At 72.2% G+C, this 22,391-nt stretch carries 22 protein-coding genes and 1 pseudogene; 12 read left to right on the top strand and 11 right to left on the bottom strand.

Translation table 11 applies throughout. The annotated features are described in order from the left end of the window. Positions 1-336: 336 nt before the first annotated feature. The 7 genes from ccrA to pssA all read left to right on the top strand — a co-directional run bounded on the left by ccrA (position 337) and on the right by pssA (position 8,090). On the top strand, positions 337-1,674 hold the full coding sequence (gene ccrA, locus ACIG0D_RS06960) for a crotonyl-CoA carboxylase/reductase (RefSeq protein ID WP_399797086.1): 1,338 nt from the start codon (positions 337-339) through the stop codon (positions 1,672-1,674). 18 nt (positions 1,675-1,692) lie between these two features. Continuing rightward, complete coding sequence (locus ACIG0D_RS06965; protein ID WP_399796793.1) at positions 1,693-3,741, top strand: protein meaA; 2,049 nt, start codon at positions 1,693-1,695, stop codon at positions 3,739-3,741. Further along, positions 3,738-4,697, top strand: coding sequence for an HpcH/HpaI aldolase/citrate lyase family protein (locus tag ACIG0D_RS06970; RefSeq protein WP_399796794.1), 960 nt, complete (start codon positions 3,738-3,740; stop codon positions 4,695-4,697). Before ACIG0D_RS06965 ends, ACIG0D_RS06970 begins: the two co-directional genes overlap by 4 nt. A gap of 5 nt (positions 4,698-4,702) precedes the next feature. Continuing rightward, the gene (locus ACIG0D_RS06975; protein WP_393861707.1) at positions 4,703-5,215 is read left to right on the top strand and encodes a MaoC family dehydratase; all 513 of its coding nucleotides are present in this window, start codon (positions 4,703-4,705) and stop codon (positions 5,213-5,215) included. A gap of 2 nt (positions 5,216-5,217) precedes the next feature. Then, positions 5,218-6,423: an acyl-CoA dehydrogenase family protein gene (locus tag ACIG0D_RS06980; RefSeq protein ID WP_399796796.1), complete on the top strand. Its 1,206-nt coding sequence runs from the start codon at positions 5,218-5,220 to the stop codon at positions 6,421-6,423. A gap of 172 nt (positions 6,424-6,595) precedes the next feature. Further along, positions 6,596-7,252 (top strand): phosphatidylserine decarboxylase, encoded by a 657-nt coding sequence (locus ACIG0D_RS06985; RefSeq protein ID WP_365765930.1) that lies wholly within the window; start codon positions 6,596-6,598, stop codon positions 7,250-7,252. Next, positions 7,239-8,090, top strand: coding sequence for a CDP-diacylglycerol--serine O-phosphatidyltransferase (gene pssA, locus ACIG0D_RS06990; protein WP_166003131.1), 852 nt, complete (start codon positions 7,239-7,241; stop codon positions 8,088-8,090). Before ACIG0D_RS06985 ends, pssA begins: the two co-directional genes overlap by 14 nt. A gap of 288 nt (positions 8,091-8,378) precedes the next feature. Here the strand turns inward: pssA and ACIG0D_RS06995 are convergent, their stop codons facing one another. Further along, positions 8,379-9,536: a glycerate kinase gene (locus ACIG0D_RS06995; protein WP_399796799.1), complete on the bottom strand. Its 1,158-nt coding sequence runs from the start codon at positions 9,534-9,536 to the stop codon at positions 8,379-8,381. A 160-nt stretch (positions 9,537-9,696) separates the two neighbouring features. Here ACIG0D_RS06995 and ACIG0D_RS07000 point away from each other — a divergent pair, with 160 nt between their 5' ends. Beyond that, complete coding sequence (locus tag ACIG0D_RS07000; protein ID WP_399796801.1) at positions 9,697-10,773, top strand: ADP-ribosylglycohydrolase family protein; 1,077 nt, start codon at positions 9,697-9,699, stop codon at positions 10,771-10,773. A gap of 94 nt (positions 10,774-10,867) precedes the next feature. Next, positions 10,868-11,368, top strand: a complete 501-nt coding sequence (locus tag ACIG0D_RS07005) for an NUDIX domain-containing protein (RefSeq protein WP_399796802.1) — start codon at positions 10,868-10,870, stop codon at positions 11,366-11,368. Positions 11,369-11,419: 51 nt separating this feature from the next. On the opposite strand, the gene ACIG0D_RS07010 is transcribed toward ACIG0D_RS07005, so the two are convergent. After that, positions 11,420-11,617 (bottom strand): type II toxin-antitoxin system VapB family antitoxin, encoded by a 198-nt coding sequence (locus ACIG0D_RS07010; protein WP_365765934.1) that lies wholly within the window; start codon positions 11,615-11,617, stop codon positions 11,420-11,422. Between the two features lie 78 nt (positions 11,618-11,695). Between ACIG0D_RS07010 and ACIG0D_RS07015 the strand changes: the two genes are divergently transcribed. Then, positions 11,696-12,442, top strand: a complete 747-nt coding sequence (locus ACIG0D_RS07015) for an SIR2 family NAD-dependent protein deacylase (protein ID WP_399796803.1) — start codon at positions 11,696-11,698, stop codon at positions 12,440-12,442. A 46-nt stretch (positions 12,443-12,488) separates the two neighbouring features. Here ACIG0D_RS07015 and ACIG0D_RS07020 read toward each other — a convergent pair whose 3' ends face one another. From ACIG0D_RS07020 to ACIG0D_RS07030, 3 genes are all read right to left on the bottom strand, one after another. Then, entirely contained in the window at positions 12,489-12,980 is a 492-nt protein-coding gene (locus ACIG0D_RS07020; protein ID WP_399796804.1) for a methylated-DNA--[protein]-cysteine S-methyltransferase, read from the bottom strand. 9 nt (positions 12,981-12,989) lie between these two features. Then, positions 12,990-14,459, bottom strand: a complete 1,470-nt coding sequence (locus ACIG0D_RS07025; RefSeq protein ID WP_399797087.1) for a DNA-3-methyladenine glycosylase 2 family protein — start codon at positions 14,457-14,459, stop codon at positions 12,990-12,992. A gap of 61 nt (positions 14,460-14,520) precedes the next feature. Then, positions 14,521-16,497: a heavy metal translocating P-type ATPase gene (locus ACIG0D_RS07030; RefSeq protein ID WP_399796806.1), complete on the bottom strand. Its 1,977-nt coding sequence runs from the start codon at positions 16,495-16,497 to the stop codon at positions 14,521-14,523. Between the two features lie 70 nt (positions 16,498-16,567). On the opposite strand from ACIG0D_RS07030, the gene ACIG0D_RS07035 reads away from it, so the two are divergent. Further along, complete coding sequence (locus ACIG0D_RS07035) at positions 16,568-16,930, top strand: metalloregulator ArsR/SmtB family transcription factor (protein WP_166003123.1); 363 nt, start codon at positions 16,568-16,570, stop codon at positions 16,928-16,930. Here ACIG0D_RS07035 and ACIG0D_RS07040 read toward each other — a convergent pair. From ACIG0D_RS07040 to ACIG0D_RS07065, 6 genes and pseudogenes are all read right to left on the bottom strand, one after another. Further along, positions 16,911-17,426 carry a hypothetical protein gene (locus tag ACIG0D_RS07040; protein ID WP_399796807.1) on the bottom strand — a complete coding sequence of 172 codons (516 nt, stop codon included), beginning with the start codon at positions 17,424-17,426 and terminating at the stop codon, positions 16,911-16,913. The genes ACIG0D_RS07035 and ACIG0D_RS07040 overlap by 20 nt on opposite strands. 135 nt (positions 17,427-17,561) lie before the next feature. Then, on the bottom strand, positions 17,562-18,974 hold the full coding sequence (gene lpdA, locus ACIG0D_RS07045; protein ID WP_399796809.1) for a dihydrolipoyl dehydrogenase: 1,413 nt from the start codon (positions 18,972-18,974) through the stop codon (positions 17,562-17,564). Between the two features lie 102 nt (positions 18,975-19,076). Further along, the gene (locus ACIG0D_RS07050) at positions 19,077-19,376 is read right to left on the bottom strand and encodes a DUF6343 family protein (RefSeq protein ID WP_399796810.1); all 300 of its coding nucleotides are present in this window, start codon (positions 19,374-19,376) and stop codon (positions 19,077-19,079) included. 12 nt (positions 19,377-19,388) lie between these two features. Continuing rightward, positions 19,389-19,814 carry a CBS domain-containing protein gene (locus ACIG0D_RS07055; RefSeq protein ID WP_399797089.1) on the bottom strand — a complete coding sequence of 142 codons (426 nt, stop codon included), beginning with the start codon at positions 19,812-19,814 and terminating at the stop codon, positions 19,389-19,391. Positions 19,815-19,835: 21 nt separating this feature from the next. Next, a pseudogene (locus tag ACIG0D_RS07060) lies at positions 19,836-20,474 on the bottom strand (phosphoribosyltransferase); the annotation flags it as partial. Then, positions 20,471-21,178, bottom strand: a complete 708-nt coding sequence (locus tag ACIG0D_RS07065) for an Hsp20/alpha crystallin family protein (protein ID WP_399796812.1) — start codon at positions 21,176-21,178, stop codon at positions 20,471-20,473. The pseudogene ACIG0D_RS07060 and the gene ACIG0D_RS07065, both read right to left, overlap by 4 nt. A 100-nt stretch (positions 21,179-21,278) precedes the next feature. Between ACIG0D_RS07065 and ACIG0D_RS07070 the strand changes: the two genes are divergently transcribed. After that, positions 21,279-22,382, top strand: coding sequence for a CapA family protein (locus tag ACIG0D_RS07070; RefSeq protein WP_399796813.1), 1,104 nt, complete (start codon positions 21,279-21,281; stop codon positions 22,380-22,382). The last annotated feature ends 9 nt before the right edge of the window (positions 22,383-22,391 follow it).

Here is a 22,391-nt window from a genome sequence, read left to right on the forward strand (position 1 = left end):
CCGTTCGATCGATCATCGCTCATCTGTCAAGTAAAGAATTCATTTGAGAGCAACTTCTGGCACCCAGTGCCTTGTCACCTGACACGGCGTGCCATACGTTGATGTTGTCCGGGCGGCCGGCGCACCCGATCACAGTGCGGCGACTGTCCCCGCGAGCCCATGGCCCGCGCGCCCGGACGCCTGCGTCACAGGCACCCTCCCGCGCCACAAAGCGCTGCCGAAGCACCACCCGCCGAACCGACGGCACCCCAGAAAACCCTCACCCTCAGCAGCACCGACGTAACCCCCAGCGCCCCTCCCTCAAGGGCGCTCATCGCCGGAGGCAATACCGTGACCGTGAAGGACATCCTGGACGCGATCCAGTCCCCCGAGGCCACCTCGGCCGACTTCGCCAACCTGGCGCTCCCCGAGTCGTACCGCGCGATCACCGTCCACAAGGACGAGGTCGAGATGTTCGCGGGCCTGCAGACCCGCGACAAGGACCCGCGCAAGTCCATCCACCTCGACGAGGTCCCGGTCCCGGAACTCGGTCCGGGCGAGGCCCTGGTGGCCGTCATGGCCTCCTCGGTCAACTACAACTCGGTGTGGACCTCGATCTTCGAGCCGGTGTCGACGTTCGCCTTCCTGGAGCGCTACGGCAAGCTCTCGCCGCTGACCAAGCGCCACGACCTGCCGTACCACATCATCGGCTCCGACCTGGCCGGCGTCGTCCTGCGCACCGGCCCCGGCGTCAACGCCTGGAAGCCCGGTGACGAGGTCGTCGCCCACTGTCTGAGCGTCGAGCTGGAGTCCCCCGACGGCCACGACGACACGATGCTCGACCCCGAGCAGCGCATCTGGGGCTTCGAGACCAACTTCGGCGGCCTCGCCGAGATCGCGCTGGTGAAGACCAACCAGCTGATGCCGAAGCCGAAGCACCTCACCTGGGAGGAGGCCGCCGCCCCCGGCCTGGTCAACTCCACCGCCTACCGGCAGTTGGTCTCCCGCAACGGCGCGGCGATGAAGCAGGGCGACAACGTCCTGATCTGGGGCGCCTCCGGCGGCCTGGGCTCCTACGCCACCCAGTTCGCCCTGGCCGGCGGCGCCACCCCGATCTGTGTCGTCTCCTCCCCGGAGAAGGCCGAGATCTGCCGGAAGATGGGCGCCGAGCACGTCATCGACCGCAACGCCGAGGGCTACAAGTTCTGGAAGGACGAGCACACCCAGGACCCCAAGGAGTGGAAGCGCTTCGGCAAGCGCATCCGCGAGCTGACCGGCGGCGAGGACATCGACATCGTCTTCGAGCACCCCGGCCGTGAGACCTTCGGCGCCTCGGTCTACGTCACCCGCAAGGGCGGCACCATCACCACCTGCGCCTCGACCTCGGGCTACATGCACGAGTACGACAACCGCTACCTGTGGATGTCGCTGAAGCGGATCATCGGCTCGCACTTCGCCAACTACCGCGAGGCCTACGAGGCCAACCGCCTCATCGCCAAGGGCAAGATCCACCCCACGCTGTCGAAGACGTACAGCCTGGAGGAGACCGGCCAGGCCGCCTACGACGTCCACCGCAACCTGCACCAGGGCAAGGTCGGCGTCCTGTGCCTGGCGCCCGAGGAGGGCCTGGGCGTCCGCGACGAGGAGATGCGCGCCCAGCACATCGACGCCATCAACCGCTTCCGCAACATCTGAGGACACCCGGGGTCATAGATGACTGAGCGTCAGCCCGCCGACGGCAGGCGGGAGAAGGACCGGCCGTGGCTCATGCGCACCTACGCCGGTCACTCCACGGCCGAGGCGTCCAACGAGCTGTACCGGCGCAACCTCGCCAAGGGCCAGACGGGTCTGTCGGTGGCGTTCGACCTGCCGACCCAGACCGGCTACGACCCGGACCACATCCTCGCCCGCGGCGAGGTCGGCCGGGTCGGGGTGCCCGTCGCGCACCTCGGTGACATGCGCCGGCTGTTCCAGGACATCCCCCTGGAGCAGATGAACACCTCGATGACGATCAACGCCACCGCCATGTGGCTGCTGGCGCTCTACCAGGTCGTCGCCGAGGAGCAGGGCGCGGACATCACCAAGCTCCAGGGGACGACCCAGAACGACATCGTCAAGGAGTACCTGTCCCGCGGCACCCATGTGTTCCCGCCGGGGCCGTCGCTCCGCCTGACGACGGACATGATCGCGTACACGGTCTCCCACATCCCGAAGTGGAACCCGATCAACATCTGCAGCTACCACCTGCAGGAGGCGGGCGCCACGCCGGTGCAGGAGATCGCGTACGCGATGTCCACCGCGATCGCCGTCCTCGACGCCGTGCGCGACTCCGGGCAGGTGCCGCAGGAGCGCATGGGCGACGTCGTCGCCCGCATCTCCTTCTTCGTCAACGCGGGCGTCCGCTTCGTCGAGGAGATGTGCAAGATGCGGGCGTTCGGCCGCATCTGGGACAAGATCACGCGTGAGCGGTACGGCATCGAGAACCCCAAGCAGCGCCGCTTCCGCTACGGCGTCCAGGTCAACTCCCTCGGACTGACCGAGGCGCAGCCGGAGAACAACGTCCAGCGGATCGTGCTGGAGATGCTGGCCGTGACGCTGTCCAAGGACGCCCGCGCCCGCGCCGTCCAGCTCCCGGCCTGGAACGAGGCGCTGGGCCTGCCCCGCCCCTGGGACCAGCAGTGGTCGCTGCGCATCCAGCAGGTGCTCGCCTACGAGAGCGACCTGCTGGAGTACGACGACATCTTCGAGGGCTCGAAGGTGATCGAGGCCAAGGTCTCCGAGCTGGTCGAGCAGTCACTGGCCGAGATCGAGCGGATCCAGGAGATGGGCGGCGCGATGGCCGCCGTCGAGTCCGGCTACCTCAAGTCGCAGCTGGTCGCCTCGCACGCCGAGCGCCGCGCGCGGATCGAGTCCGGCCAGGAGAAGATCGTCGGCGTCAACATCTTCGAGTCGACCGAGCCCAACCCCCTGACCGCCGACCTGGACACGGCGATCCAGACGGTCGACCCGGCCGTCGAGGCCCGCGTCATCGAGTCGTTGCGGCACTGGCGGGACACCCGCTACCAGCCGCCCTTCAACCACCCGCGCCCGTGCAAGGCGCTGGAGCGGCTGAAGGAGGCCGCGCGCGGCACCGAGAACCTGATGGAGGCCACCCTGGAGTGCGCCCGCGCCGGTGTCACGACCGGTGAGTGGGCCGGGGCCCTGCGCGAGGTGTTCGGCGAGTTCCGGGCGCCCACGGGCGTCTCGTCGGCGCCGGTGGCCATCCCCGCCGAGGAGGGCTCCAAGCTGGCCGAGGTGCGCCGCAAGGTGGAGCTGACCGCTCAGGAGATGGGCGTGGGCAAGCTGCGCTTCCTGGTCGGCAAGCCCGGCCTGGACGGGCACTCCAACGGGGCCGAGCAGATCGCCGTGCGGGCCCGTGACGCCGGCTTCGAGGTGGTCTACCAGGGCATCCGGCTCACCCCGGAGCAGATCGTGGACGCCGCCCTCGCCGAGGACGTGCACGCGGTCGGCCTGTCCATCCTCTCCGGCTCCCACGCGCAGCTCGTGCCGGACGTGCTCGAACGGCTGCGTGTGGCCGGTGCCACAGATATCCCGGTGATCGCAGGTGGCATCATCCCGAACGGTGACGCCGAACAGCTGCGCGCCGCCGGAGTGGCCGCGGTCTTCACCCCGAAGGACTTCGACATCACCGGAATCATCGGCCGCATCGTCGACGAGATCCGGAAAGCGAACAAGCTCGACCCCCTGGAGGTCCCCGCATGACCGTCAACCGTCTGCGACCCCGCCGCTCGTGTCTCGCGGTCCCGGGAAGCAACCCGCGCTTCCTGGAGAAGGCGCAGGGCCTCCCGGCGGACCAGGTCTTCCTCGACCTGGAGGACGCGTGCGCGCCGCTCGCCAAGCCCGAGGCGCGGCACACCATCGTCAAGTTCCTCAACGAGGGCGACTGGACCGGCAAGACCCGGGTCGTGCGCGTCAACGACTGGACGACCGAGTGGACGTACCGCGACGTCGTCACGGTCGTCGAGGGCGCCGGCCCGAACCTGGACTGCATCATGCTGCCGAAGGTGCAGAACGCCCAGCAGATCGTCGCGCTCGACCTCCTCCTCACCCAGATCGAGAAGACCATGGGCTTCGAGGTCGGCCGGATCGGCATCGAGGCGCAGATCGAGAACGCGCAGGGCCTGAACAACGTCAACGAGATCGCGCAGGCCTCCCCGCGCATCGAGACGATCATCTTCGGCCCGGCCGACTTCATGGCGTCGATCAACATGAAGTCGCTGGTCGTGGGCGAGCAGCCGCCCGGCTACCCGGCGGACGCCTACCACTACATCCTGATGAAGATCCTGATGGCGGCCCGCGCCAACAACCTCCAGGCGATCGACGGCCCGTACCTCCAGATCCGCAACGTCGACGGCTTCCGCGAGGTCGCCGGCCGCGCCGCCGCGCTCGGCTTCGACGGCAAGTGGGTGCTGCACCCGGGCCAGGTGGACGCCGCGAACGAGGTCTTCTCCCCCTCCCAGGAGGACTACGACCACGCCGAGCTGATCCTGGACGCGTACGAGTACTACACGTCCGAGGCGGGCGGCAAGAAGGGCTCGGCGATGCTCGGCGACGAGATGATCGACGAGGCCAGCCGCAAGATGGCCCTGGTCATCGCGGGCAAGGGACGCGCCGCCGGCATGCAGCGCACCAGCAAGTTCGAGATCCCGGAGGGCTGAGCGCCATGCAGTTCGGACGCACCTACGAGGAGTTCGAGGTCGGCGCGGTGTACAAGCACTGGCCGGGCAAGACGGTCACGGAGTACGACGACCACCTGTTCTGTCTCCTCACCATGAACCACCACCCGCTCCACATGGACGTGAACTATGCGGAGAAGACGACGGACTTCGGCAAGAACGTCGTCGTCGGGAACTACATCTACTCCCTGCTGCTCGGCATGAGCGTGCCGGACATCTCCGGCAAGGCGATCGCCAACCTGGAGATCGAGTCGCTGAAGCACGTGGCGCCGACCTTCCACGGCGACACGATCTACGGCGAGACGACCGTGCTCGACAAGTGGCCGTCGAAGTCGAAGAACGACCGCGGGATCGTCTACGTCGAGACCAAGGGTTACAAGCAGGACGGCACGCTGGTCTGCGTGTTCCGCCGCAAGGTGATGGTGCCCACCGAGACGTACATCAAGGAGCGCGGCGGCGAGCAGCCGGGCCGCCCTGAGCTGAAGCAGCAGGAGAAGTAGCCATGGCCCGTCTCGCCCAGACCCACGGCCTCACGGACGTCCAGCGGGAGATCCTCTCCACGGTCCGGGAGTTCGTGGACAAGGAGATCATCCCCGTCGCGACGGAGCTGGAGCACCGCGACGAGTACCCGCAAGCGATCGTGGACGGCCTGAAGGAGCTGGGGCTGTTCGGTCTGATGATCCCCGAGGAGTACGGGGGTCTGGGCGAGTCGCTGCTGACGTACGCGCTGTGCGTGGAGGAGATCGCCCGCGGCTGGATGTCGGTCTCCGGCATCATCAACACGCACTTCATCGTGGCGTACATGCTCAAGCAGCACGGCACGCAGGAGCAGAAGGATTACTTCCTGCCGCGCATGGCGGCCGGCGACATCCGCGGCGCCTTCTCGATGTCGGAGCCGGGCCTGGGCTCCGATGTGTCGGCGATCACATCGAAGGCGGTCAAGGACGGCGACGAGTACGTCCTCACCGGCCAGAAGATGTGGCTGACGAACGGCGGCACCTCGTCCCTGGTGGCCGTCCTCGTCCGGAGTGACGAAGGACACCCCGAGGGCACCGCGCCCCACAAGTCGATGACCACCTTCCTGGTCGAGAAGGAGCCCGGCTTCGGGGAGGTCCGTCCGGGCCTGACCATTCCGGGCAAGATCGACAAGATGGGTTACAAGGGGGTCGACACCACCGAACTCATCATGGATGGCCTGCGGATTCCCGCCGATCGGGTGCTCGGCGGGGTGACCGGACGCGGTTTTTACCAGATGATGGACGGCGTCGAGGTCGGCCGCGTCAACGTCGCCGCGCGTGGTTGCGGCGTCGCTCAGCGTGCGTTCGAACTGGGTGTCCAGTACGCCCAGCAGCGTCACACTTTCGGCAAGCCGATCGCCCAGCACCAGGCGATCCAGTTCAAGCTCGCCGAGATGGCTACCAAGGTCGAGGCAGCCCATGCCATGATGGTGAACGCAGCGCGCAAAAAGGACTCCGGGGAGCGAAACGACCTCGAAGCAGGGATGGCGAAGTACCTCGCCTCCGAGTACTGCAAGGAGGTCGTGGAGGACGCCTTCCGGATCCACGGCGGCTACGGCTTCTCCAAGGAGTACGAGATCGAGCGCCTCTACCGTGAGGCCCCGATGCTGCTCATCGGTGAGGGTACCGCCGAGATCCAGAAAATGATCATCGGGCGCAGGCTGCTCGAAGAGTATCGATTCCAGGGCTGAATGTCCGGGACGGGGTGTTTTCTTCGAGAAGAAGATCACACCCCGTAGGCACTCTTCGGCCGCCGACTCGGCTTCCTGACTTACCCAGTTGTGGCGGTTAGCCGCTACGATCGCGGGAAAGCCGCCGTCCCCCCGTCAGAAGCGCGGCATCATTCCGCTACGAAGGTCATCCATGCCCCACAGCCAAACCTCTGCACCTCGCGACAGCCGAGTCGGCGTACGCCTCGCGCGCGGAGCATCGCCGTGGCTTCTCCCGACCGTCGCCACCGCAGCCCTCAGCCTGGCCCGGGCGCGCCGCTCCGGCGCCGCCAAGGCCGTCGCCGTTCCCGCCACCGCGCTCGCGGCGGGGATGCTGTGGTTCTTCCGCGACCCCGAGCGCGAGATCGCCACGGGCCGGGTCATCTCGCCCGCCGACGGTGTGGTGCAGAGCATCATGCCGTGGAAGGACGGCCGGACCCGGGTCGCGATCTTCATGAGCCCGCTCAACGTCCACGTCAACCGCGCGCCCCTCGCGGGCACGGTGACGTCGGTGGAGCACATCCCGGGCGGTTTCGTTCCCGCTTTCAACAAGGAGAGCGAGAACAACGAGCGGGTCGTGTGGCACTTCGACACCGAGCTGGGCGACATCGAGATGATCCAGATCGCCGGCGCGGTCGCCCGCCGTATCGTCCCGTACATCCCGGAGGGCACCAAGGTGGAGCAGGGCGAGCGGATCGGCCTGATCCGCTTCGGCTCGCGGGTCGACCTGTACCTGCCGGAGGGCGTGGAGGTCGCGGTGGAGGTCGGCCAGAAGACAGTGGCTGGGGTGACTCGCATTGACCGTGACTGATCCGGAGGCGCAGCCGGGCTGGGTCCCCGAGGCCATCGAGGACGACGAGGAGGAGATGCCGCTCTCGCTCCGTCTGTCGATAGCGGACACCCTCACCCTCGGCAACGCCACGTGCGGCTTCATGGCGGTGTACTTCACCACCACCGGCATCCTGATCCCGCACCTCACCGGCAGCCAGGAGACCGGCATGGCCCGCCACAGCGCGGCCACGGCGGTCATCCTGATGCTGTGCGCGGCGGTCTTCGACCTGTTCGACGGCCTGGTGGCCCGCAAGCTGCGCTCGTCGCCGATGGGCGCGGAGCTGGACAACCTCTCGGACCTGATCAGCTTCGGCCTGGCGCCGGCGTACTTCGTCCTGGTCTACGGCATGGTCGCGGACGACGCGCACCAGCGGGTGGCGGCGGTCGGCGCGATCGTCGTGCTGCTGGCGGTGGTGCTCAGGCTCGCGAGATTCAGCTGCGTCACGGTCAAGGACGGCACCTTCCAGGGCATGCCGAGCCCCTTCGGCGCGCTGACGGTGGTCTCGATCGTCCTCCTGGAGCTGCCCTTCGTGGCGACCCTGCTGGCGATCCTCGGCACGGCGTGGCTGATGGTCAGCCGGGTCGAGTACCCGAAGCCGCGCGGTCCGCTGGCGGTGGCGATGCTCTCCTGGATCGTCTCCGCGATGGGCCTGCTCGCCGCCTGGGCCTTCGACGCCCCCGGCGGCCAGCTGCTCCTCCAGACCGGCTGCGCCCTCCAGCTGGTCCTCGGCGCGGTGATCCCCCTGTTCGCCACGGCCCGCCGGGTGAACAACTTCCGCGACAACCGGCGTGAGGCACGGGCGGCACAGCTGCCGTAGCGGTCATACGACGAGGAAGGCCCCGAACCTGCTGGTTCGGGGCCTTTCACGTTGTGGTCGGGGCTGTCACGCGTTGAGGAGGGGGCGGGGGCGCGCCATCTAGCCCAGGGCGCGGAAAACCAGCCCGTCCGGCGCTTGAGGACGAGGCCCGTCCAGGGCCGAAGCGGCGGGGGGGGGGGGGGGCCCCCCCCCCCCCCCCGCGGGCCCACCCCCCCCCGCGGGGCGGCCCCCCCCCCCCGCCCCCGCCCGGGCCCCCCGGGGGGGGGGGGGGGCGCCCCCCCCCGCACCTCAGCTCAGGAAGTCCCGCGCGATGGCCTCCGCCACCCGCTCCAGAATCGGCCCGGCGTCGGCGATGCACTTCGCCACGTCCGGCTCCACCTCCGTGAGGGGGTACGCCCGGCGGATCCCCGCCCGCCCCAGCGCCTCGGGCGCCAGCGCCAGCCGTCCGCACACCGCGACGACCTCCTTGCCGGCCGCCCGCGCCGCCGCCGCGACCCCCGCCGGGGCCTTGCCGTGCAGGGTCTGCTCGTCCAGGGAGCCCTCGCCGGTGATCACCAGGTCGGCCCGCTCCAGCGCCGGGGCGAACCCGAGCACGTCCAGCATGACCTCGATACCGGGCCGGAAGCGGGCGCCGAGGAGCAGCGCGCCGTAACCGATGCCGCCCGCCGCGCCCGCGCCGGGCGACTCGGCGTACTCGGCGGCCTTCGCGCCGACGCCGGGCGCCTCGGAGAGCACCTTGGCGTAGTGCGCGAGCGCGGCGTCCAGCGCGGCCACGTCGTCCGGTGAGGCCCCCTTCTGCGGGCCGTACACCGCCGGGGCGCCCTTCGGCCCGGTCAGCGGGTTGTCGACGTCGCTGGCGAGCACCAGCTCGATGTCGGCGAGGCGCGGGTCGAGGCCGGACAGGTCCGCGGAGGCGAGCGCGGCGAGGCCTCCGCCCCCGGGCGGCACCGGCGCGCCGTCGGCGTCGAGGAACCGCGCCCCGAGCGCGGCCAGCATCCCCGCGCCGCCGTCCGTCGTCGCGCTGCCGCCGACGCCGAAGACGATCGTGCGGGCCCCGGCGTCCAGCGCGGCGCGCAGCAGCTCGCCGGAGCCGTACGTGGAGGCGGTCAGCGGCGCGAAGACGCCCTCGGGCAGCCGCTGCAGCCCGCTGGCCTCGGCCATCTCCACGACCGCGGTGTCCCCGCGCAGCGCGAACGCGGCCGTCACCTCGTCGCCGAGCGGCCCCGCGACCCGCACCTCACGGTGCTCGAACCCGGCGGCGACCGCCGCGGCCACGGTGCCGTCGCCGCCGTCGGCCACGGGCATCGCCTCGACCACGAGGTCCGGTACGACCCGGCGCAGCCCGGCGGTGACCCGCTCGGCGACCTGTACGGCCGTCAGCGAGCCCTTGAACTTGTCCGCGGCGATGAGCACCCTGCGGGCGCCGTCCTGTGCAGCGTCAGCCACCTTGCTTTTCCCCTTGCTCTCCGAGCCTTGCCCACGTCAAGGCAGTCGCGCCGCTGCGACCATAACCGCAAGGCGCCCCCGCCGTCATGCCCCTGCCCGGAGCGTGGAACGCCGTTCGGCGGGCCGGTGGCGGGCGCGCGAAACGGGTAACCCGGGAGTCATGACCTCTCCAGGGACCGCACCGGACCTCGCCGACCGCGTCCTCGGCGGCTGGCTGGGCCGGATCGCGGGCAACATGCTGGGCAAGCCGGTCGAGCAGGGCGAGGTGTGGACGCGGGCGCGCATCGACCGGTATCTGCGCCGCGCGGACGCCCTGCCGCTGACCGACTACCTGCCCGAGCCGCCCGCCGACGCCGACGACCTGCCACCGCTGCGCCCGGAGTGGCGCGAGTGCGTCCGGGGCCGGGTCGACGGAAGCTGCCGCGACGACGACGTGGACTACGCGATCCTCGGTCTGCACCTGCTGGAGACGTACGGTTTCGGCTTCAGCACCGAGCAGGTCGGCGACCTGTGGCTGCTGCGGCTGCCGTATCTGCAGACGTTCACGGCGGAGCGCGCGGCCTACCGCAATCTCGCGAACGGGCGCAGACCGCCGCTGACCGCGACGTACGACAACCCCTACCAGGAGTGGATCGGCGCCCTGATCCGCGCCGACGTCCACGGCTGGACCCGCCCCGGCGCCCCGCGGGAGGCCGCCTCGCTGGCCCGCCGGGACGCGGTGCTCTCGCACACCGGCAACGGCGTCTACGGCGCGATGTGGGCGGCGGCGCTGATCTCCGCCGCGTTCACGGCGCCCACGGTCGGGCACGCCGTGGAGACCGCGCTGGGCGTCGTTCCGGCGAGCAGCCGGCTCGCGCGGGCCGTGCGCCGGGTGGTCTCGCTGCACGACACCGGGCTGAGCTGGGAGGACACGCTGTCGACGGTGTCCGAGGAGACCGCGGGCCTGCACTGGATCCATGTGGTGCCGAACGCGGCCGTGCTCACCGCGGGGCTGCTGTACGGCGACGGCGACTTCACCCGCACGATCGCGCTCACCGTCCGCGGCGGCCTCGACACCGACTCCAACGGGGCCACCGCGGGCTCGGTCGCCGGGGTGCTGGGCGGCGCGCGGAACATCCCGCCGCAGTGGACCGGGCCGCTGCGGGACACGGTGCGCAGCGCGGTGTTCGGCTTCGACGGGGTGTCGATCAGCGAGCTGGCGGAGCGGACGCTGCGGCTGGCGCGGACGGAGGCGTAGGGCGGCGCGGATGAGGTGCGGGACGGCGCGGTGCCGCGCGGGCGGGCTTCGCGCGCCGGAGATGGCGGCACCGCGCGCTGGTTACCCTTCCAGGATGACCAACGCTCAGGACTTCGCCGCGTACATCGCCGGTCTGCCCCGGGTGCTCGCCGGGGCCGCCGCGCTCTTCCGGGACGCCGAGGGGCGGGTGCTGCTCGTCGAGCCCAACTACCGGGAGGGCTGGGCGCTGCCGGGCGGCACCGTCGAGTCCGACGACGGCGAGACCCCGCGCCAGGGCGCGCGCCGCGAGACCGCCGAGGAGATCGGCCTGGACCGCACGCTCGGCCGGCTCCTCGCCGTGGACTGGGTGCAGGGGCCCGGCCGGCCGCCGCTGGTGGCGTACCTCTACGACGGCGGTGTGCTCGACGAGGACGACTTCAAGGCCATCCGGCTCCAGGAGGAGGAGCTGCTGTCCTGGCGGCTGGTGCCGCGCGAGGAGCTGACCGACTACCTGCCGGACGCGCTGGGCCACCGGGTCCTGGCCGCCCTGGACGTCCTGGCGGACGGCTCGGGCCCGGTCGAGCTGGAGAACGGGCGCCCGGTGCGGACGGACTGACGGGTGAGGGGCCGACGACGAGCCCCGGTGGGCGCCGGTGGGCGGTGGCGGTCAGCCCTCGTCGCGCGGCTTGACGTCGATCTCGCGGAGCGCCTCGTCGCGGGTGACGAGGCGTGCCTCGGTGCGGTGTCCGCGCTCGATGTAGTCGCGCAGGACGAGTTCGACGACGTCCTGCGGGCTGCCGACACCCGCCAGCACCATGGCTTCCACGACGAGTTCGGCATCGAGCGAGACGGTGACCTTGGCCATGCGCGGACCCTAGCACCGGCCTCCCCCTCCCGGATATCCGTTCGCATCGGCCGGCCGGCCCGGCCTACCCTCGGCGCCATGAGCAAGCCCCTCGTCGCCCTGCTGACCGGCGCCGGCATCTCCACCGACTCCGGCATCCCCGACTACCGCGGTCCGAACGGGCTCTGGCAGCGGGATCCGGAGGCCGAGAAGCTGGTGACGTACGAGTACTACATGGGCGATCCGGAGATCCGCCGCCGCTCCTGGCGGATGCGGCGCGAGACCGGGGCGCTCGGCGCCCGGCCGAACGCCGCGCACCGGGCGGTGGCGGAGCTGGAGCGGTCCGGGGTGCCGGTGCGGGTGATCACCCAGAACGTGGACGGCCTGCACCAGCTCGCCGGGATGCCCGACCGCAAGGTGCTGGAACTCCACGGCACCGCACGCCGGTACGTGTGCACGGCGTGCCACGCGCGCGGCCCCATGGAGGAGGCCCTGGCCCGGCTCGACGCCGGGGAGGCGGACCCGCCGTGCCGGGAGTGCGGCGGGATCCTCAAGCCGGCGACGGTGATGTTCGGCGAGCGCCTGGACCCGATGGTGCTCGGCGAGGCGGTCGCTATCACGAAGGCGTGCCAGGTGTTCATCGCCGTCGGCACCAGCCTCCAGGTGCAGCCCGCGGCCGGCCTCGCGGGGGTCGCCGCCGATCACGGCGCCCGCCTGATCGTCGTCAACGCCGAGCCGACGCCGTACGACGACCTGGCCGACGAGGTGATCCGGGAGCCGATCGGCACGGCCCTGCCCGAACTGCTGCGCCGTCTGCCCGGCCGGGAGCCGACGCCGGGCGTGTAAGGCTCTTCGGGGGTCCCTGGGGTGAGATCCTTCGGGGTCCCCGGGGTCAGAACAGGGCCTTTCCCGACTCGAAGTCCAGCAGGCGCTGTTTGCGGGCCAGGCCGCCGCCGTAGCCGGTGAGGCTGCCGTCGGTGCCGACGACGCGGTGGCAGGGGACGATGATGCCGATGGGGTTGCGGCCGTTGGCGAGGCCGACCGCGCGGGAGGCCTGGGGGTTGCCGAGGGCGGTGGCGAGCCGGCCGTAGGTGCGGGTCTCGCCGTACGGGATGGTGCGCAGGTGTTCCCAGACGCGGCGCTGGAACGGGGTGCCGTGCAGCCGGAGCGGGAGGGTGAACTCGGTCAGCTCGCCCGCGAAGTAGGCCTCGAGCTGGGCCTCCGCCTCGGCGAAGGGGCGCTCGTCATGGGTGCCGAAGGTGTCCTCGGCGGGGCGGTGGCGCTGGTTCTCCATGTAGAGGCCGCACAGGACGCCGTCGTCGGCGACCAGGGTCAGCGGGCCGTAGGGGCTGTCGATCACGGTGTGCTGTCGGTGCTGTGTCACGGAACGTCCCTAGACCGGAAGGAAGTTGATGGGGTGGCTGTCGGTCGCCCACAGGTACTGGACGGCGTAGGCCCGCCAGGGCCGCCAGGCCGCCGCGCGGGCGGTGAGTGCCGCGGGGGTGGCGGGCAGGCCCAGGTCGCGGGCGGCGCGGCGGATGCCGAGGTCGGTGGGGAGGAAGGCGTCGGGGTCGCCGAGGGCGCGCATCGCGATGACGTCGACCGTCCAGGGGCCGAAGCCGGGCAGGGTGAGCAGGCGGGCGCGGGTCTCGGGCCAGTCGCTGTCGACTCCCAGGTGGAGGGAGCCGTCGGCGAGTTCGCGGACGAGGGTGGTGAACGTGGTGCGGCGGGTGCGGGGCATCGCCAGGGACTCAGGGTCGGCGGCGGCGAGCGCGTCCGGGGCCGGGAAGAGGTGGGTGAGGCCGCCCTCCGGGTCGTCGATCCGCTCGCCGTGCGCGGTGACGAGGCGGGCCGCGTGGGTGCGGGCGGCGGCCGTGGACACCTGCTGGCCGAGCACGGCCCGTACCGCGAACTCGGCCTCGTCGACGGTGCGCGGGACGCGCCGGCCGGGTGCCTTGTCGACCAGCGGGGCGAGGACCGGGTCGGTGCGCAGGTGGTCGTCGACGGCGACCGGGTCGGCGTCCAGGTCGAGCAGGCGGCGGCAGCGGCTGATGGCGACGGGCAGGTCGCGCAGGTCGGTGAGGGTGAGGCGGCAGGCGATGTGGTCCGGCTTCGGGGTCAGGGCCGCGATGCCGTGGCCGTAGGGGAGGCGCAGGGTGCGGCGGTACGCGCCGTCCCGCCATTCCTCCACGCCGGGGACGGCGGTGGCGGCGAGGTGGCCGAAGAGGTTGTCCGGGTTGAGCGGGGCGCGGAAGGGGAGCCGGAGGGAGATCGCTCCGGGGGTCGCCGGGGTGCTCCCGCGCGGAGTGCGGGTGCGCAGTTCGCTCGGGGTGAGGGCGTAGACCTCGCGGACGGTGTCGTTGAAGGTGCGGATGGAGGCGAAGCCGGCGGCGAAGGCGATCTCCGCCATGGGCAGGTCCGTCGTCTCGATGAGCAGGCGGGCCGTCTGGGCGCGCTGGGCGCGGGCCAGGGCGAGCGGGCCGGCGCCCAGCTCGGCGAGCAGCTGGCGTTCGATCTGGCGGGTGCTGTAGCCGAGTCGGGCGGCGAGGCCGGGGACGCCCTCGCGGTCGACGACGCCGTCGGCGATCAGGCGCATGGCGCGGGCGACGAGGTCGGCGCGCCGGTTCCACTCCGGGGAGCCGGGGGTGGTGTCCGGGCGGCAGCGCTTGCAGGCCCGGAAGCCGGCCTGCTGGCAGGCGGCGGCGCTCGGGAGGAACGTCATGTTCTCCGGCTTGGGCGGCACCACCGGACAGCTGGGCCGGCAGTAGATCCGGGTGGTCAGGACGGCGGTGAAGAACCAGCCGTCGAAGCGGGCGTCCTTGGATCTGACCGCGCGGACACAGCGCTCGGTGTCGGTGTGCATCCCCATCTGCATGCGTCCAGCATCGGGGACCGGACGCATGCGGGCTGGCGGGTTTCCGACATCAACCTCGCCCGGCCTGGGCGGACCCGGATCGCCACGCGGACTCGCGCAGCAGCCGCAGCCCGTTCAGTCCGACCAGCACGGTCGAGCCCTCGTGACCGGCGACCCCGAGCGGCAGCGGGAGGTGGCCGACCAGGTCCCAGACGACGAGGACGGTGATGAAGGTGCCGGCGATGACCAGGTTCTGCACCACCAGGCGGCGGGCGGCGCGGGACAGGCGGACGACCGCCGGGACGGTGGCGAGTTCGTCGCGGACGATGACCGCGTCGGCGGTCTCCAGCGCCAGGTCGGACCCGGCGCGGCCCATGGCGATACCGGAGTGGGCGGCGGCGAGGGCGGGCGCGTCGTTGACGCCGTCGCCAACGAACAGCACCTTGCGGCCGGCCTCCTGGAGGGCGCGTACGGCCTTCACCTTGTCCTCGGGCAGCAGCTCCGCGCGGACGTCGGTGAGCCCGGTGGCCTCGGCGACCCGGGCGGCGGTGTGCGCGTTGTCGCCGGTGAGCAGGGTGGGGGCGGTGCCGGTGAGCGCGGTCAGCTCGGCGGTGGTGGCCGCGGCGTCGGGGCGCAGGCGGTCGGTGAGGGCGAGGGTGCCGACGGGGACGCCGTCGCGGGTGACGGTGACGACGGTGGCGCCCCGGTGGTCACCGAAGTCGCGATCCTCACCGCCGTGGCCTTCGCGGTCGGCGGCGTCCACGGCGTGCTTCGCCCGGCCGACCGTCACCCGTCGGCCGTCCACCGTCGCCGTGACCCCCTCCCCCGGCGTCGCCGTGAACTCCTCCGCCGCGGCCACGCGCAGTTCGCGGGCTCGCGCGGCGGCCACGATGGCGCGGGCCAGCGGGTGCTCGCTGGGGTTCTCCGCCGCGGCGGCGAGGGCCAGCAGCCGGTCCTCGTCGAGCCCGGAGCCGGGCAGCGGCCGTACGGCCGTGACCTCGGGGGTGCCCTCGGTGAGGGTGCCGGTCTTGTCGAGGGCGGTGGCGTCGACCTCGCCGAGGCGTTCCATGGCGACGGCCGACTTGACCAGGACGCCGTGGCGGCCGGCGTTGGCGATGGCGGACAGCAGCGGCGGCATGGTGGCGAGGACGACCGCGCACGGGGAGGCGACGATCATGAAGGTCATCGCGCGGAGCAGGGCGTCGGTGAGGTTCTCGCCGAAGGCGAGCGGGATGCCGAAGACGGCGAGGGTGGCGGCCACCACGCCGACGGCGTAGCGCTGTTCGATCTTCTCGATGAACAGCTGGGTGGGCGCCTTGGTGCGGGACGCCTCCTCGACCAGGGTGACGATCCGGGCGATGACGGAGTCGGCGGGGTCGCGTTCGACGCGGACCCGGAGCGAGCCGGTGCCGTTGAGGGTGCCGGCGAAGACCTCGTCGCCGGGGCGCTTGACCACCGGCAGGGGCTCTCCGGTGATGGTGGCCTGGTCGGCCTCGCTGGTGCCGTCCAGGACCGTGCCGTCGGCGCCGATCCGCTCCCCCGGGCGGATCAGCAGGACGTCGCCGACGGCGAGTTCGGCGGTCGGCACGGTCTCCTCGGTGCCGTCGGCTCGGACCCGGGTCGCAGTGGTGGGGGCGAGGTCGAGCAGGCCGCGCACGGAGTCGGCGGTGCGGGCGGTGGCCAGGGCCTCCAGGGCGCCGGAGGTGGCGAAGATGACGATGAGGAGGGCGCCGTCGAGGACCTGGCCGATCGCTGCCGCGCCCAGGGCGGCGACGATCATCAGCAGGTCGACGTCGAGGGTCTTCTCGCGCAGGGCACGCAGCCCTTCGAGGGCCGGCTCCCAGCCGCCGGTCACATAGGCGACCGCGTACGGGATCCCGTAGGCCCAGACGGGCGCGCCGCCGAGGTCGAGCGCGAGGCCCAGCAGGAAGGCGACCAGCGACGCGAGCGCCCAGCGGGCCTCGGGCAGGGCGAGGACGCGGGTGCGGCGGCGGGGTGGCGTCAGGGAGCGGACAGGGGTCGGCTGAGGAGCGAGAGTCGCGGACACATCGCCACACCATACAGGAACACATGAAGACTCATTCATTCGTTCATGTGCGGTGAGTAAGATACTCGCCATGGGTCATGGAGCCGTCACCAGCGCGCAGAGCGCCCCCGAGCGCGTCCGTCTCGACGCGGACAACGTCGCGAAGGTGGCCACCACGCTGCAGGCCCTCTCCACCCCGTCCCGGCTGCTGATCCTCGCCCGGCTGCGCGAAGGCCCGCTGCCGGCCACCGAGTTGGCCGCCGAGGTGGGCATGGAGCAGTCGGCCTGCTCCCACCAGCTGCGACTGCTGCGCAACCTGGGCCTGGTCGTGGGCGAGCGCCGCGGCCGGTCGGTGGTGTACGCGCTGCACGACCACCATGTGGCCGAACTCCTCGACCAGGCCGTGTACCACGTGGAGCACCTGCGCCTGGGGATCAGCGACGCGGCGGAGTAGCCGGCGAGGCGGCGGGCGTCCAGGACGCCAGCGCCCACAGCACGAACACGTCGAGCGCCACCATGACCAGCGCCCACAGCGGCGCGTACGGCAGGAAGAGGAACTGCGCGACCAGGGCGAGCGAGACCAGGGCGAGGCCGGCGGGCCGGGCCCAGGCCGCGCCGGTGAGCACGCCCCAGCCGGTCGCGGCGACGAGGGCGCCCACGACCAGGTGGATCCAGCCCCAGCCGGTGACGTCGAGTTCGTAGACGTAGTGGCCGATCCGGCCGTGGACGTCGTCCCTGGCGATGGCCGCGATGCCCTGGAGCACGGCCAGGATGCCGCCGCACAGCATCAGCACCCCGGCGAGGGTGACGCCGCCGGAGCCCCGGCCGTCGCCGTTCCCGGGCCGGGTGGCCGCGTCGGTGGCGCCCCGGCGGCGGTCGGCCGTCCAGGCGGTGCCGATCTCGCCCTGGGGCGGGGCGGCCTGCCGCGGCCGGTCCGGCTGCTCGCTCATCCGGCTGCCCGTCCTCTCCGTGTCCGGTGACCCCGTGGCGGAACCGGGGACCCCTGGAAGAACAGCAGACCGCGCGGGCGACGGACCGGCGAACGGTGCGGGCCGTCCGGGTGACCGCGCCCGCGACCGCCGGACTCAGAAGTTGATCATGTGTCCGGCCAGCCCGTGCACCGCCTCCTTCACGGCCTCGCCCAGGGTCGGATGGGCGTGCACGTTACGGGCCACCTCGTGGACGGTCAGGTCCCACTGCTGGGCCAGGGTCAGCTCGGGCAGCAGCTCGGTGACGTCGGGGCCGATGAGGTGGCCGCCGATCAGCTCGCCGTGGGTGGCGTCGCTGATGAGCTTGACGAAACCGGTGGAGTCGCCGAGGCCGTGCGCCTTGCCGTTGGCGGTGAACGGGAACTTGGCGACCTTCACGTCGTATCCCAGGTCGCGGGCCTGTTCCTCGGTGAAGCCGAAGCTGGCGATCTGCGGCTGGCAGAAGGTGGCGCGCGGGATCATCGCGTAGTCGAGTTCCATGGTCTCCGCGTCCGCGATGGTCTCCGCGGCGACCACGCCCATCGCCTCGGCGGCGTGCGCCAGCATCAGCTTCGCGGTGACATCGCCGATCGCATAGATGTGCGGGACGGAGGTGCGGCAGCGGGCGTCGACGTCGATCGCGCCGCGGTCGGTGAGCTTCACCCCCGTCTGCTCCAGCCCGTAGCCCTCGACGTTCGGGGCGAAGCCGATCGCCTGGAGCACCTTGTCGGCCTCCAGGACCTGCTGGGAGCCGTCCTTGGCGGTGACGGTGACCCGGACCTGCGGGCCGGACTCGTCGATGGCCTCGACGCGGGTGGAGGTGAGCACGTCGATGCCGAGCCGGCGGTACTGCTTGGCGAGTTCGGCGGAGACGTCGGCGTCCTCGGTGGGGGCGACGCGGTCCAGGAACTCGACGATCGTGACCTTCACGCCGTAGTTGTGCAGGACGTACGCGAACTCGATGCCGATCGCGCCGGCGCCCGCGACGACGATCGAGCGGGGCAGGTCCTCGGCGAGGATCTGCTCCTCGTACGTCACCACGCGCGCGCTGCGCTTGGTGCCGGGCAGCAGCCTCGGGGTGGCGCCGGTCGCGATGACGCAGTGGTCGAAGCCGATGGTGCGGGTGGTGCCCTCGTAGTCGGTGACCTGGAGGGTGTGCGGGTCGAGGAAGATGCCGCGCCCGTCGAACTCCGTGATCTTGTTCTTCTTCATCAGGTAGTGGACGCCCTTGACCCGGCCGTCGGCGACCCTGCGGCTGCGCCGGAACGCCTCGCCGTAGTCGAGGGTGATCGGGGAGTCCGACCTGATGCCGAAGGTCTTGGCCTCGCGGGTGACGATGTGCGCGAGTTCGGCGTTGCGCAGCAGGGCCTTGGTGGGGATGCAGCCGACGTTCAGACAGACGCCGCCCCAGTACTTCTCCTCGACGACGGCGACGCGTTTGCCCAGCTGGGCGGCGCGGATGGCGGCGACGTACCCGCCGGGGCCGGCGCCGAGTACGACGACGTCGAAGCGCTCGTCCTGCTCAACCATGCGCGAGGTCCCTTCGGTGAGGTGCGGTGCGAGCGGCGGGGTGCCAGTCCGGATTGTCCCGTCCCGCCCGGCTCCCCGCCACCGGCCGCTGGGCGGCACCCGCTACGTCCGGCGGTGCGCGCCGCCGCCCCCTTCGCGGCGCATCCGGCGTCGTACGACCACCGCGTCCACGGCGGCGATCGCGGCGAGCACGGCGCAGACGACGGCCAGGCCGGTCAGCGGGCCGCTGCCGGGGCTGTCGCCGGGGCCGGAGTCCGCCGCCCACAGGCCGAGCAGGACGGCCGCCGCCACGAACAGCGGCAGGAACGCGGCGCTCAGCAGCAGCCGCAGGCGCAGCGGGCTGCGTGCGGTGACGGGTTCGGTGCCGGTGCGGGATCTCCGCAGGGCGTGGTTGTGGGGCACGGCGGGCTCTCCTCAGCGGTTGGGGGCCGCGCGGCTGATGTCGGCGAGGGCGGAGTGCGGGTCCTCGGTGGTGGCGAGGTCGCCGAGGCTGACCATGCCGACGGGGCAGCCGCCGTGCTCCACCACGGGCAGCCGGCGCAGCGCGTGCCGGCGCATCAGCTCCACGGCGTGGTCGGTGGTGTCGTCGGGGCCGAGGGTGATCACCGGCGGCCGGGTGCACAGCGAGCCGACCGTGGTGATCTTCGGGTCGCGGCCCTCGGCGACGGCCCGGACGGTGATGTCCCGGTCGGTGAGGACACCGAACAGATCACAGTCGTACGCCACGAGCACGTCACCGATGTTCTGCTCGCGCATGACCCGGGCGGCCTCGGTGAGGGTCGTCATGGGTTCGACGGCGGTCGCGCCGGGCGACATCACGTCACGCACGTGCCTGGTCATCGGGGTACCTCCTAACCCTGTGCGCAGGGCCTTGAGAACGTCGTCGTCGGTGAGCTGGTCGAAGTTCTCGTACCAGAGGCCGACCGCGTGGAAGGGACTGGGCCGCAGCAGGCAGACCACGTCGTCGGCCTCGTGGCGCAGCAGGTCGACCGCCTCGTGGGAGGCCACGGGCACGGCCACGACGATCCGCTCGGGCTGCCGGCCGCGCACCGCGTGCACGGCGGCGCGGGCGGTGGCGCCGGTGGCGAGCCCGTCGTCGACGAGGATGACGGTACGGCCCGTCAGCTCCGGCGCGGGGCGGCCCTCGCGGTAGCGCTGCTCGCGGCGGCGCAGCTCGGCCCGCTCCCGCTCCACCACGGGGGCGAGGTCGTCCTCGGTGAGGCCGGTCTGGTCCAGGGAGCGCTGGTCGAACAGCGGCGGCTCGTCGCCGGCGAGGGCGCCGACCCCGAACTCCTCCTGGAACGGCGCTCCGATCTTGCGGACCACGAGCACGTCGAGCGGCGCGCCGAGGGCGCGGGCGACCTGCTCGGCGACGGTGACGCCGCCGCGGGGCAGGGCGAGCACGACGGGGTGCGGGAGGAGCCCCTTCTCCTGGAGGATGCGCAGATGCTCGGCCAGCTCGCGGCCGGCGTGTGCGCGATCGTGGAACCGAGTGGTCATGTGTCCGCCCCCGTCCGGTCCGTGGCCCGGTCCGCTTCCCGTGCGGTCGTCCGCGCCGTCGCCTGCTCCGTCACTTCTCGCGTCGCTCGTTCCGTTCCCTGGTGCGCCGCACGCTCCGTCCCTCGGTCCGCCGTGTGCTCCGTCCCTCGGTCCGCCGTGTGCTCCGTCCCTCGGTCCGCCGTGTGCTCCGTCCCTCGGTCCGCCGTGTGCTCCGTCCCTCGGTCCGTCCCGCCGATCCGCAGGCGGCGTCGTTTCGGTGCCGCGGTCTTGGGCAGCCGGACCCACAGGACGCCGTCGGTCAGCTCCGCCTCGGCCCGGTCCGGGTCGGCGCCGGTGGGCAGACTGGTGCGGTAGAAGAAGCGACCGCCGCGCCGGGAGAGGGTCCGGCCCTCCGCCTCGCCGAGGTCGCCGGAGATCCGCAGTTCGTGTTCGTCGACGTCGACGGTGATCCGCTCGCGCGGGACGCCGGGCAGTTCGGCGCGGATCTCGTAGGCGTCGCCGGTCTCCTCCTCCTCGACGGCGGGCCCCCAGGCGACGCCGCCCCAGGCGGGCGCGGTGCCCCGGTCGTCGGCGCGGTCCGTGTCCATGTCACGCCGCAGCCGCCGCAGCTCCGCGAGCGGGTCCCAGTCCCACGGTCCGCCGCCCCAGCCGGGCCCCCGCCGCGGCTCGAGGGGGCCGCCGCCACGCCGCGCAGGCGTGTTCATGGCACGCCTCCCTTCTGTGAGGTCCCTCAGGAGCCCCGGGTTTCCCCGGCGGCACGAACCACACGCGTCGTCCCGCGCGGTGTCGTCCTACGGTGGAGAGATGGGCGGCGATGTCGTGACGCTGTTCCTGTGCGGGGACGTGATGCTCGGGCGCGGCGTCGACCAGATCCTCCCGCACCCCGGTGATCCGGGGCTGCGTGAGGGGTACGTCCGGGATGCCCGGGGCTATGTGGCGCTGGCGGAGGCCGTGAACGGGCCGGTGCCCGCGCCGGTGGACCCCGCGTGGCCGTGGGGTGAGGCGCTGCCGGTGCTGGACGAGGCCGCGCCGGACGCGCGGATCGTGAACCTGGAGACGGCGGTGACGGCGGACGGCACGTTCGCGCCCGGCAAGGCGGTGCACTACCGGATGCACCCGGCGAACCTGCCCGCCCTCACGGTGGCCCGGCCCGATGTGTGCGTGCTGGCCAACAACCACGTCCTGGACTTCGGCCGGCGCGGTCTGGCGGAGACGCTGGACGCGCTGGCCGGGGCGGGGCTGCGGGTGGCGGGCGCGGGCCGGGACGCGGACGAGGCGTACGCGCCCGCCGTGATCGGCGCCGGCCCGGGCGCCCGGGTGCTGGTCTTCGCGCTCGGCATGACGTCCAGCGGGATCCCGTCGGGCTGGGCGGCGACCCCGGAGCAGCCCGGGGTGGCGTATGTGCCGGCGCCCACTCCCCCAGCCGCCGAGGCCGTCGTACGCCGGGTGGGGCGGACGCGGCGCCCCGGCGACCTCGTGGTCGTCTCCGTGCACTGGGGGTCCAACTGGGGCTACCGCGTCCCCCCGGACCAGGTCCGCTTCGCGCACGCGCTCGTCGACGGCGGAGTGGACGTGGTCCACGGCCACTCCTCGCACCACCCCCGCCGGATCGAGGTGTACCGGGGGCGGCCGGTGTTCTACGGCTGCGGCGACTTCATCGACGACTACGAGGGCATCACCGGCTACGAGGAGTACCGCGACGACCTGCGGCTGGCCTTCCTGGTCTCCCTCGACGCGGAGACGGGACGGCTGGCCGGGCTGCGCATGGTGCCGTTCCAGGCGCGGCGGATGCGGCTGGAGCACCCGGCCGCGGACGACCGCGCCTGGCTGCGCGCGACGCTCGACGGGATCGCCGTCGGCGCCGATGTCGTCCACGGGCCGGGCGGCAGCCTCGAAGCCCGCTGGTGACGGGTCACC

Source organism: Streptomyces sp. NPDC052773, assembly GCF_044547145.1.
Lineage (GTDB): Bacteria > Actinomycetota > Actinomycetes > Streptomycetales > Streptomycetaceae > Streptomyces.